The sequence below is a fragment of the Streptococcus australis genome, from assembly GCF_003943615.1.
In the GTDB taxonomy this organism is placed as follows: Bacteria; Bacillota; Bacilli; order Lactobacillales; family Streptococcaceae; genus Streptococcus; species Streptococcus australis_C.
In genome coordinates this window covers 135,961-147,377 of record NZ_RJPZ01000006.1, presented here as the reverse complement: position 1 = coordinate 147,377, position 11,417 = coordinate 135,961, and the positions used below count along the sequence as shown (strand labels likewise).

The 11,417-nt window shown below is 40.6% G+C and carries 9 protein-coding genes and 2 pseudogenes; 1 reads left to right on the top strand and 10 read right to left on the bottom strand.

Annotated features, from left to right (window positions below):
• Positions 1-386: DUF389 domain-containing protein (locus D8785_RS08025; RefSeq protein ID WP_142999349.1), on the bottom strand; the 386-nt coding region annotated here is incomplete at its 3' end.
• 328 nt (positions 387-714) lie between these two features.
• A pseudogene (locus D8785_RS09890) lies at positions 715-798 on the bottom strand (DUF898 family protein); the annotation flags it as partial.
• 90 nt (positions 799-888) lie between these two features.
• Between D8785_RS09890 and D8785_RS08010 the strand changes: the two are divergent.
• Positions 889-1,008: pseudogene (locus D8785_RS08010) on the top strand (hypothetical protein); the annotation flags it as partial.
• Positions 1,009-1,102: 94 nt separating this feature from the next.
• On the opposite strand, the gene D8785_RS08005 reads toward D8785_RS08010, so the two are convergent.
• The 8 genes from D8785_RS08005 to D8785_RS07970 form a co-directional block, all read right to left on the bottom strand.
• A complete protein-coding gene (locus tag D8785_RS08005) occupies positions 1,103-2,437 on the bottom strand; it encodes a dipeptidase (protein ID WP_125375084.1) in 1,335 nt (444 codons plus the stop codon).
• Positions 2,438-2,454: 17 nt separating this feature from the next.
• The gene (locus D8785_RS08000) at positions 2,455-3,966 is read right to left on the bottom strand and encodes a YfcC family protein (protein ID WP_117744030.1); all 1,512 of its coding nucleotides are present in this window, start codon (positions 3,964-3,966) and stop codon (positions 2,455-2,457) included.
• A gap of 203 nt (positions 3,967-4,169) precedes the next feature.
• Positions 4,170-5,114 carry a carbamate kinase gene (arcC, locus tag D8785_RS07995; RefSeq protein WP_048789627.1) on the bottom strand — a complete coding sequence of 315 codons (945 nt, stop codon included), beginning with the start codon at positions 5,112-5,114 and terminating at the stop codon, positions 4,170-4,172.
• An 85-nt stretch (positions 5,115-5,199) separates the two neighbouring features.
• Positions 5,200-6,216 carry an ornithine carbamoyltransferase gene (gene argF / locus D8785_RS07990; protein WP_023022690.1) on the bottom strand — a complete coding sequence of 339 codons (1,017 nt, stop codon included), beginning with the start codon at positions 6,214-6,216 and terminating at the stop codon, positions 5,200-5,202.
• A 95-nt stretch (positions 6,217-6,311) separates the two neighbouring features.
• On the bottom strand, positions 6,312-7,541 hold the full coding sequence (gene arcA, locus D8785_RS07985; protein WP_023022688.1) for an arginine deiminase: 1,230 nt from the start codon (positions 7,539-7,541) through the stop codon (positions 6,312-6,314).
• A 265-nt stretch (positions 7,542-7,806) separates the two neighbouring features.
• On the bottom strand, positions 7,807-8,493 hold the full coding sequence (locus tag D8785_RS07980; RefSeq protein WP_125375083.1) for a Crp/Fnr family transcriptional regulator: 687 nt from the start codon (positions 8,491-8,493) through the stop codon (positions 7,807-7,809).
• Between the two features lie 144 nt (positions 8,494-8,637).
• Positions 8,638-9,690: a serine hydrolase gene (locus D8785_RS07975; protein WP_125375082.1), complete on the bottom strand. Its 1,053-nt coding sequence runs from the start codon at positions 9,688-9,690 to the stop codon at positions 8,638-8,640.
• A gap of 143 nt (positions 9,691-9,833) precedes the next feature.
• Positions 9,834-11,306, bottom strand: a complete 1,473-nt coding sequence (locus D8785_RS07970) for a helicase HerA-like domain-containing protein (protein WP_125375081.1) — start codon at positions 11,304-11,306, stop codon at positions 9,834-9,836.
• Positions 11,307-11,417 lie beyond the last annotated feature (111 nt).

Below are 11,417 nucleotides of genomic sequence, written 5' to 3'. Positions count from 1 at the left end.
GCTATCCCACCCGCAATAGCAATGAGAACATCCCAAATGGTTGGAGAGGTTCGTGCAATCAATTCGCTACTTGCATAAGATAAGGGAGAAATCCAGAAATATAGAGTCGAGACAAGCAAACTGACCAATACTTGAGTAAATAAAACCCCTAGAGATTGCTTGATTAAACGCGTATCAAAAATAGCTAAACCAAACCCCAGTCCAATAATCGGTGTCATAAGAGGGGAAATCAGCATGGCTCCAATAACGACAGCTGTTGAATTTATATTTAGACCTATAGAGGCAATAAAAATCGAACACATTAAAATCACTGTATCTCTTAATCGAACATGAAGGTCATCATATAATTTCTCACGGAATTCCCGTGTTGAATAGTTTCTGGTCATTGGTTACTCCTTTTATTTTATATAATTTTGTTTCTGCATGGATGATGGTAGAGAGACTTCTGTCCAATCTTACATATTTTTAATTTTCACCTGCTATTCTTTTGAAAATTATCCCTTAAATATCCGTCAGTCCATCCTTTACATTATATCAAAAATTGTACAGTCTTTCTCTAAAGAAATCAATTAATTAAAAAGATAGAGAAAGGAAGAATTTTTGTTTCCTTATCCGAAGAAGAAAAAACGATATCTCCTCGAAAAGAAGATACCGTTTTAATGTTTAAACATGATGAGTGTGTTTCACAATCCATTGCTCCATTTTGATAGTTAACTAGAAGCCATAGATTCCAAACGTGATGATGGTTAGAAGAAACCACTTAATCAAGTTACTGAACAGTTGTGCTCCAGTCCCGTCACTTCAGCTTATGGAAAAGTCAATAGGATAGGGGGATGAGTAGAGATGATAAATTGAGAATTTTGATCAACCAGTTCTTTGAGATGGCACATAAGAGTCATCAAGCGAAATGCTTTTGGCTTCCGGAACTTTGACAACTTTAAAACTAGAGTTCTCATTGCTTTGAACAGCAAAAAGGAGAGAACCAAGTTGGTCCTCTCCAAGTTATAACTTTTCATCAACCCACTACAGTTGACAAAAAGCGCTTATGTTCTAATGACTTTGTCTTCAATCTGAAAGTTTGGCAACCAAGTTTCTAAACTTTTTATGTTGTCGCTAACCGTCGGATGGTCTCTGCATAGATTTCCAATGCACGATATAAATCTTCCAGTTTCGCTCGTTCATTAGCCTGGTGCTCGGTCTGTTCTGCACCTGGGAAAAGTGCCCCATAAGCCACACAATTCTCCATAGTTCGAGCAAAGGTTGCTCCTCCTGAAGACATAGCTGGGGTTTGATCCCCTGTTTCTTCTTGGTAGACCTTCATCAGAGTACTTACCAATGGACTATCTAATGGAACGTAAAGTGGAGCTAAATAATCAAACTCTTCATACTGAAGTTGGTAACTAGCTGCCACCTCAGTTAATCGCTCTACTAAAGCTTCCTTATCCGCTAAGACAGGGATCCGAATATCAATCCCGATTTCAGATCGTTCTTCATCAATGAAAAGGGTCGCAATATTGAAGGAAAGAGCACCACTTGGTTCATCTTTGATTTCACCAAAGAGAGCTGCCCCTGTCGCATCTTGTCCAACAGCATCTGCTATAAAGAGTAGAGCTGGGTGAGGCTGGATTAAGGAGAGACTTTCCGCTAAGCCGACAATGGCATTGACACCTTCAGCCGCATCTTTCGAGTGTTTAGAAAGACCAAGAACAGTCACTGCTCCTGCTTCTTCTGTATAGTTCACACCACTTTGCTCGATCACAGGTAAGAGTTCCTCTAAGCGTTGCCCCTTATAAGTCGCCTTATCTGGAACCACATTGAGGGCACGACCAGCTTGCAAAGAAAGATCTTCCCAGCCTGGTCCATGCAGCTTCACTTGAAGCAAGCCTTTTTCAGCATAGGTTAATGGGAAAGAGGAATCCGGAGCAAAGCCAAGATCTGCCTTTTCTTCTATCTGATTGTAGCGATTCATACAGCGCCAGAGAGTTTCCTCGTCTGTACCAAATATAAAGCGGATCCGTTTGGTAAATGCAACTCCTTGGTCCAGAAGACTCTTAACTGCGTAAAGAGCCGCAAGGGATGGCCCCTTATCATCTTGTACCCCACGCCCAATCAACCATCCATCCTTCAAAGTCGCCTCAAAAGGTGGCGTTTGCCAATCTTCTAAATCACCGGCTGGAACAACATCCAAGTGACAAAGAACGGCCAGGAGTTCTTCCCCCTGACCGATCTCTGCATATCCATAGTATCCTTCAGGATCTAGATAGGTTTGAAAGCCCATTTCTTGAGCAATTTCTAACGTTTTCTCAAGGACATCTTGGATAGCTTGTCCAAACGGTGTTCCATTTTCGCCTTCGTTTAAAACCGAAGGATAAGAAATGATGGTTTGAAGAGAGGTTAAAAACTGCTCTTTTACATCGTCCTTTATTCTATTTTTCATGAAACACCTACTTTATTCTATTGTAAGAATGGAACCACAGTTCCTAGTAGAAGAAGGGCAATGGTAATCACTACAATCGCTACGACCAATTTACCCATGAATTTCCACCATGCACTCAATTCAACACGTCCAAGAGCAAGAGCTCCCATTACGATACCTGAAGTTGGTGCGATCAAGTTCAAGACACCAGATGCAGATTGGTAAGCTGTAACAATCAAGCTAGCTGGTACATTGACGAATTTACCAAGAGGTGCCATGATACCCATTGTCGCGCTGGCAAGACCAGATGATGATGGAATCAAGAATGACATTGGCAAGTAGAAAATGTAAGTCAAGACAATGAACAATTGAGATGAAAGACCTTTAAGTCCTTCTTCACCCCAGTGAAGAATTGTTGCAGTGATCATACCGTCGTTCATGATGACTTGGATACCACGTGCTACTGCTACGATAATAGCAACACTCAAGAGGTCAGCTGCACCATTCATGAAGGATGAAATGATTTGTTCTTCTTTCAAGCCATAAATGATACCAACAAGGATTCCCATGAAGGCAAAGAGCATAGCTGTTTGAGGGAAATACCAAGTACCAAGAGCATCTGTGTTACCGATCAATTGACCAAGGTAAGGAACTTTATGGAGAGACTCGTTAAAGCTGTCAAAGAATGTAATACCCAAATCTTTGAATGGGATAAATCCAGCAACCATGATGACGAATGTTGAAATGAAGACGAGCAAGACACGTTTTTGTTTCTTGTTCATTTGTGAAGGAATTTCTTCGCCACTATCAACGTTGAAGTGTTTCAAATCTTCTTCACGAGTAGCATAGGTGAGAGATTTGGTTGGGTCTTTTTGAATTCTATCAGCGTAACGGTATACATAGTAGGTGCTAAGGGCTGTCATGACAATCCAGAAGATTAAACGAAGCAAGAGACCTGAAGCACTTGAGATACCTGCAGTATCAGATGCGATAACTGTCGCAAATGGGTTCAAGGTAGATGCCAAACATCCAATCTGTGAACCAAGCAAGATAATGGCTACCCCTGTCAAGCTGTCAAAACCAACAGACATCATAACAGGTACAAGAAGTGGATAGAAGGCCATGGTTTCCTCACCCATACCATAAGTTGTCCCACCAAGGGCAAACAATGGCATTAAGATCAAGATCAACATTTTTTCGCGGCCTTTGTATTTACGAACGATAGAAGCAATCCCTACATCAAGGGTACCTGTTTCGTTCACAACACCAAGGAAACCACCGACCATCAAGATAAAGAAGGCTACGTCAATGGCTGCACTGGTTGGTGCTTTACCAAGCATGGCATTGATTGGGGCCATCAAGACGTCCCAAATCCCTTGAGGATTTTGTTTCACAGCTTCATAACTACCTGCGATGATGGCACCACCATCGTCAACTTTGTATTGACCAGCTGGAATAATCCAAGTTAACACTGCCATAATGGCAATGATGATTAACAATACGGTATAAGATGAAGGCATCTTAAACCCTTTTTTCGCTTTTTCACTCATTTGTTTATCCTCCTAACGCAACAAAGTTTGAGTGAGTCTTTCAAAAGGTTAAACTTTTAGAAAGCGCTTACCTATATGTTTATTTTATCATATTTAAGATTAAAAAACTAGTTTTTCCTAATCTTTTTTAGAAAAAACAAGGGGAGAATCTTTGTACAAAATCCTGTAAAAATAAGAGCTACTCCCCTCCTCATGTGCATGAATTAGTCTTTAACGATAATTGTTCCACTTTCAGACTCAATCAAAGCGCCAAGGTTTTCAAGAGAAGTGATGACTGCTTTTCCTTCTGGACGACCATTTACAAAGGCGATGGCCGCTTCTACTTTAGGAAGCATGCTTCCTGGTGCAAATTGATCTTGTTTGATGTACTCTTCCAATTGAGCTACATTGACATGTTCCAATTTTTCTTGGTCTGGTTTGTTGTAGTTCACAAAGACATAATCTACACCTGTCAAAACGATGAAGAGGTCTGCTTCTACCAATTCAGCCAAACGTTGAGATGCAAAGTCTTTATCGATAACAGCTTCAACACCAGTCAAGCTACCATTTGCTTCTTTCACAACTGGGATACCACCGCCACCGGCAGCTACAACGACTTGTCCGTCGTTCAACAAGGTACGAATAGTATTGATTTCTTTGATATCCACTGGTTTTGGTGAAGCAACGACTTTACGCCATCCACGACCTGCATCTTCTTTGAAAGTTGCACCTGATTTTTCAGCTTCAGCTTTTGCTTCTTCTTCAGAGTAGAATGGGCCGATTGGTTTGCTCAAGTTAACGAAAGCTGGGTCATTTTTATCAACAACGACTTGTGTCACAACAGAAGCCACGTCTTTTTCGATGCCTTCTTCAAGAAGAGCGTTTTGAAGAGCATTTTGAAGCCAGTAACCAATGCTTCCTTCTGTCATTGCAACCAATGAATCCAATGGGAAAGCTGGGTTCTTTTCAGAATCTGCAGCCAAGTGTTGGAGCAAGAGGTTCCCTACTTGAGGACCATTTCCGTGAGTGATGATCAAGTCATCTCCGTTTTTGATTAATTTTACTAAGTGTTTTGCAGTTTCTACAAGTGCTTCTTGTTGCGCTTTTGCAGAAGGATCAGATGAGAGAATGGCATTTCCTCCCAAAGCAACGACGATTTTTCTTGACATAGTTTTTCCCTTTCTATAAAAAATAGGGGCAGGACTAAAGCTAGCAGTCCAGCCCCTATAGCTGTTGGTATACGGTTATAAAGTCTTAAACTTTTGGAATGTACAAGTTACCAAGAGTAGCTGCCATAACCGCTTTGATTGTGTGCATACGGTTTTCAGCTTGGTCAAAGTGACGAGCATACTTGCTGCGGAACACTTCGTCAGTAACTTCCATTTCTTCTACGCCGAATTTTTCAGCAACGTCTTTACCATAAACAGTGTTTGTGTCGTGGAAAGCTGGCAAGCAGTGCAAGAAGATCAAGTCTTCGTTATCAGCTTTCTTAACCAATTCCATGTTTACTTGGTAAGGTTTCAAAAGGGCAACACGTTCTGCAAATTTGTCTTCTTCACCCATAGATACCCAAACGTCAGTGTAAAGTACATCTGCACCTTTCACAGCTTCGTCAGCATCTTCAGTGATCAAGATATGAGCGCCACTTTCTTTTGCGAATCCTTCTGCCAATTCAACAATTTCTTGTTCTGGGAAGAGTTCTTTTGGTGAGAAGATGTGTACGTTCACACCAAGGATAGCACCTGTTACAAGAAGGCTGTTAGCAACGTTGTTACGTCCGTCACCACAGTACACAAGTGTCAAACCTTCAAGACGTCCAAAGTTTTCTTGAACAGTCAAGTAGTCAGCAAGCATTTGTGTTGGGTGCCATTCGTCAGTCAAACCATTCCATACTGGAACACCTGAGAATTCAGCCAATTCTTCAACCATGCGTTGGCTGAAACCACGGAATTCAATACCGTCAAACATACGTCCAAGAACTTTTGCAGTATCTTCTGTAGATTCTTTTTTACCAAGTTGGATGTCGTTTGCACCAAGGTATTCTGGGTGAGCACCAAGGTCGATGGCTGCAGTAGTGAAGGCTGCACGAGTACGAGTTGAAGTTTTTTCAAACAAAAGCGCAATGTTTTTACCAGCTAGGTAGTGGTGTTGGATGTTGCGTTTTTTAAGGTCTTTCAAGTGAGCTGAAAGTCCGATAAGGTATTCTAACTCTGCACGTGTAAAGTCTTTTTCTGCTAAAAAGCTACGTCCTTGGAATACTGAAGTTGTCATTAATTATCTCCTTTAATTATGCATGATAAGATCCTGTCATTCAGTTTAGAGGGCTCAGTTTAGACACTGAGCCCGTCTAACCTGTAGAAGGATGATTAGATTTCTTCACGTTCGAATGGCATTGACATACAACGAGGTCCACCACGACCGCGAACCAATTCACTTCCGCGGATCTTGATCAAACGAAGTCCGTATTCTTCTAATTTCTTGTTAGTAACAGTGTTACGGTCGTATACGACTACCACACCAGGTGCGATTGTAAGAGTATTTGATCCGTCGTTCCATTGTTCACGCGCAGCAGCAACGATGTTGCCATCTCCACATGGAATCAAAGTAACTTTTTCAACACCAAGGTTTTCAGCAAGCAATTCAGCCAAATCACCTTTTTCTTCAACGATCTTCAATTGTTCGTTTTCATAAGTTACAGAGAAGACGCGAAGGTTACCTTGGATTTCTGGGTGGATTGTGAATTTATCGTAGTCCACCATTGTGAATACTGTATCCAAGTGCATGAATTTACGGTTGTTAGCAAATTCGAAGGCCAATACTTTCTTGAAGCCAACGTTCTTCTTGAAGATGTTTACCAACAATTTTTCGATTGATGCAGCATCTGTACGTTGTGAGATACCAACTGCCAATACATCTTTAGAAAGTACCAACTCATCTCCACCTTCGATACGAGTATCTTCTTCACGGTTGTAGACAAGTTCTGCTTTTCCACCGTAGACTGGGTGGTATGTGAAGATGTATTTACCATACAATGTTTCACGGTTACGTGTATCTGCGTACATGTGGTTCAATGATACTGCATTACCAATTGTAGCAAATGGGTCACGTGTGAAGTACAAGTTTGGCATTGGGTCGATAGCGAATGGATAATCAGATTCAACAAGGTCTGTCAATCCTTTTGCTTCTTCAGGAATTTCTGGAAGTTCAGCTTTTTGAACCCCTGCCATTGTTTTTTCAACCAATTCTTGGTTGTCTTCAATGCTGTGAAGCAATTCACGGATCGCAACTTTTGTTTGGCGTCCACGAATGTTCGCTTCATCAAGGTATTCTTCGATAAATTGATCGCGAATTTCTGGTGAAGTCAATGACTCAGCAGCCAACTGCTCAAGATAAAGTACTTCGATTCCTTCGTTACGAAGTGCTTCAGCAAATGCGTCATGTTCTTTTTGAGCATCTTCCAAGAATGGAATATCATCAAAAAGAAGACGTTCAAGATAGTCAGGCATCAAGTTTTCCAACTCTTTACCTGGACGGTGCAAACAAACTTTTTTCAGTTTTCCAATTTCTGAGAAAACATGAATTGGGTGTGTAGACATTTATAGTCCTCCTTTTTCTCGCGGTTTAGCTTAGCTAATCCCGTTTACAGGTTTCATTTTATCACCAATTGGTACCGCTTTCACAGTCAATCTTCCATTACGAATGCAAAGAATCTGACATTTTTTTAAATACAACCCTTATTTTATGAAATATGAACCGCTTTCTTTGGATATTTTGCTATATATATTCTTTTTACGGGTAAATATTTTTTATTTGATTTTTAAAACTTTTAAAAGATTTTGATAGAAAATAAAAGAAGCCCTATTAGGCTTCTTCAAAACTATTTAAAAAGAAAGGAAGATCAAGAAAGGTTAATTTCTTATGCTTGTATTCGATTCTTTCCTCTTCTAGGAGCTTCTTTAATACTTGATTGACGGTTTCTCTAGTCGTCGCAGCTAATCTGGCCAATTCTTTCATACTCATTGGAAAAGGAATGGTCGAACCAAACTTTTGATAATCCTTACAGAGTAGTGCTAAGGATTGGATCACACGATCACTGGCACTGGCTGCCACCACATTCCGAAGCCGTAACTCCTGGAATTCCAGAATTTTTGAAAGTTTTCTTGTAATAAAGAGAACTTGATCCATACTGGACTGCACAATTTCCTCATAAAGCTGAACAGGGATACTGAAATATCTTACCGTTGTCATGGAAGTGGCTGTATAGTGATAATTTGAATCTGTAAACATACCACCGTATGGGAAGACAGCTCCTTCTTTGATGTAATCCATATACGAGAAGGTATCTGAAGAATCAAACTCCTCAATACGGACATAACCTTCTACCACTAAAAAGATCCGATCGCGCTTATCACCAGCAAAAAATAGGATTTGTCCCTTTGGAATTTCTCTATAATGAATTTCTACAGCTAATTTATCAAATTTTTCAACTGGAATCTCAGAGAAAGCTGGATGGGATCGAATCAACTGATAATCTTCTTTTGTAATCATTTCTATTCTTTCTTTAGGTTCTTTAGTTATTATATCATATTTATTCGCTGACCTCAAAGATTGTCAATAAGTTTTTAATCAATAAACAATCATTTTGCAAAGAAAAAACCTTCCCAAAACTATCTTGGGAAAGGTTCTAATTACTTAATTGACATTTACACGGTGCCATTCATTGATCACATAGCAGAGTTGACCAAGTAAATGAAGACCATAGCCACTAATCTCCGTACTTTCTGGAGTTGTCCCCCCTAGGCCAGCTGTGAAAATCGAGATGAGATAGGGTGTTTGTTCGTAAACAATGGCTTCGACATTGAGGGCTTCCGCTACATAACCAGGTTTTTGCTGAATGACTAAATCTGGTAAATACCGTTTGTAATATTCATTTGGGAAGGACTCTCCAATCAATTCTAGCAAGGTCCCATACTTTTCTTTATGATTCCAAAGATACTCCAAGACTTGAATATAGTAATCAGATGTCGTTTTGTTTTCGGGACTAATGGTTTTTATTTCTGCACGGGATTTTCCATATTTTTCATACTTCCTATAGACATTGTCCATGCCACCAAAGCGGTCGGCCAAGGCATAGGCCGGCGTATTTTCTGAATACACAAGAGAATAACGCTGCATATCTGGGATAGTCATGGTTCCACCAAAGGCAGCTACATAATTATCGTGCTCTCCAAGGTACTCGTAGTAAGTATTGGTGATATCAAATTCATCCGTTAAGTTTAACTTCCCTTCATCGACTTCATCCACGACTAACATATTTAGGGGCAGTTTATAAGTACTTCCCGCTGTCATCGGCTGCAACTCATTCATCGAAAATTGTTGGCCTGTAGCAGGATTTTTATAGGTAAAGGTGATTTGAGAAGGATCAATTCCATTTTCAGCCATGTAGTCTTGTACAACCTCGACCAAGCCTTTATTGGCATAATCATAGACGAGGCCCAGATACTCCATAGTTTCACGGTCCTGATCGAGGACTGCTTGTTTCTCCTCAGGAGTTTTAACACGGGGAGGTTGAAGAGGCTGCTTTTCTTGCTTTGACTCGACTGATTGAGCTGTCGTTCCCTCTTGAGCAAGCGGTAAAGCCGAAGCTTGATGTATATGGAGGTAAGTTAATGCTCCAACTCCTCCTATACATAATAAAATCCCCAAAACAATCATGATCGATCGAACATTAAATATTTTTTTCATATGAAGTTAATTATAAAAGATTCTCTTTAAAATAACAAGGTATTTCTGGATTAGAAAACGATTTCTTCTGGCAGAAACTCTTTTAGCAATCCCAAGCTCAATCCTTCCCCATGTTTCTAGGAATCCATCCGATTTTGACTGTCTTATTTGCGCTTAAAGGAGCCCATAATCAATTTAGCAAATTCGCGTGCAATGGTACGGAACAAGGAACTGATAAAGGAATCTTTGGCCTTTTCTAAACTAGATTTCCGTGGACGGCCTGGGCTCCGTTTTTGGCTGGCCCTCTCTTCTGCAACTCTCGTCTTTTCTTCCTCTTCCCGTTCCTTTTCGTTCTCTTCTCTAGCAGATTTTTCAGTCAATTTTTCATAAGCTGATTCATTATCGACTCGAACGGCATATTTTTGATGGAAAGGAGAGCTGGTAATCAAAGCCAACTGTTCACTTTCGTTTAACAAATCAAAACTGGATTGTGGAGATAAAATATAAGAACGCTCAACCACACTTGGTTGTCCCTTTTCATTTAGGAAGGAAACCAGAGCTTCCCCTGTTCCCAACTCCGTCAAAACAGTTTCCGTATCAAAATCTGGGTTCGGTCGGAAGCTTTGAGCAGCAACTTTGATGGCCTTCATTTCCTTTGGCGTATAGGCGCGCAAGGCATGTTGAACCCGATTCCCAAGCTGTGCCAATACAGACTCCGGCAGATCTTGAGGATTCTGCGTAATAAAGTAAATCCCTACTCCTTTAGACCGGATGAGGCGAACGACTTGCTCAACTTTTTCAAGGAAGAGCTTACTTGCATCATTAAACAAGAGGTGGGCTTCATCAAAGAAGAAGACAAATTTTGGTTTTTCTAGATCTCCAACTTCTGGCAAGGTTTCAAAGAGACGAGACAACATCCAGATGAGGAAAGTTGAATAGAGCTTAGGGGAGTTAAAGAGACGAGTTGCTGACAGAATGTTGATATAGCCTCGTCCACTGCTATCCAATTGCATAAAATCTTGAAAATCCAAAGCTGGCTCTCCGAAGAATTGATCTGCTCCCTCTTGTTCTAGCACTAACAAGCTTCGTTGAATAGCTCCCACTGATTGTTTACTGATATTTCCATACTGGGCAGAATATTCTGAGGCATGGTCATACACTTCTTTCAAAAGGCTCTGTAAATCCTTCAAATCAATCAAAGGCCAATTTTTTTCCTTAGCTAATTTAAAGACGATGGCCAAAATCCCTGTTTGCGTTTCGTTGAGGTCCAGCAAGCGAGCTAGCAAAAGAGACCCCATTCCTTCAATCGTTGCACGGACCGGATGGCCAGCTTGACCGAAGACATCCCATAAGCGAACTGGAAAAGCTTGAGGTTCAAAAGGATCTGTAATACCTAGGAGCTTATAGCGCTCTTCCATCTTTGGCGTCCACTGTCCCGCTTTGGCAAGACTTGAAAGATCTCCCTTGATATCTGCTAGAAACACCGGAATCCCTTGCTGACTTAATTTTTCAGTTATCACTTTTAAGGTAACGGTTTTCCCTGTTCCAGTAGCTCCCGCAATCAAACCATGGCGGTTGAGCATTTTTAGATAAAGTGGCGTATCTACTGCTCCTTTAGTAATCGTAATACTCGTCATTTTCATTCTCCCTTTTGTCGAGGCATAGTTTTTTCAGAAAAAGTGACAGGAGTTTCTTCCTTATGTAGAAGCCTCTCTCCTCACTTTCACATACTCTTCTAGTGTATCATT

Excerpts from the sequence above, each read along its gene's own strand:
- arcA (WP_023022688.1), bottom strand. The coding sequence starts at position 7,541 with ATGTCTACACACCCAATTCATGTTTTCTCAGAAATTGGAAAACTGAAA.
- argF (WP_023022690.1), bottom strand. The coding sequence starts at position 6,216 with ATGACAACTTCAGTATTCCAAGGACGTAGCTTTTTAGCAGAAAAAGAC.
- arcC (WP_048789627.1), bottom strand. The coding sequence starts at position 5,114 with ATGTCAAGAAAAATCGTCGTTGCTTTGGGAGGAAATGCCATTCTCTCA.
- D8785_RS08000 (WP_117744030.1), bottom strand. The coding sequence starts at position 3,966 with ATGAGTGAAAAAGCGAAAAAAGGGTTTAAGATGCCTTCATCTTATACC.
- D8785_RS07980 (WP_125375083.1), bottom strand. The coding sequence starts at position 8,493 with ATGATTACAAAAGAAGATTATCAGTTGATTCGATCCCATCCAGCTTTC.
- D8785_RS07975 (WP_125375082.1), bottom strand. The coding sequence starts at position 9,690 with ATGAAAAAAATATTTAATGTTCGATCGATCATGATTGTTTTGGGGATT.
- D8785_RS07970 (WP_125375081.1), bottom strand. The coding sequence starts at position 11,306 with ATGACGAGTATTACGATTACTAAAGGAGCAGTAGATACGCCACTTTAT.
- D8785_RS08005 (WP_125375084.1), bottom strand. The coding sequence starts at position 2,437 with ATGAAAAATAGAATAAAGGACGATGTAAAAGAGCAGTTTTTAACCTCT.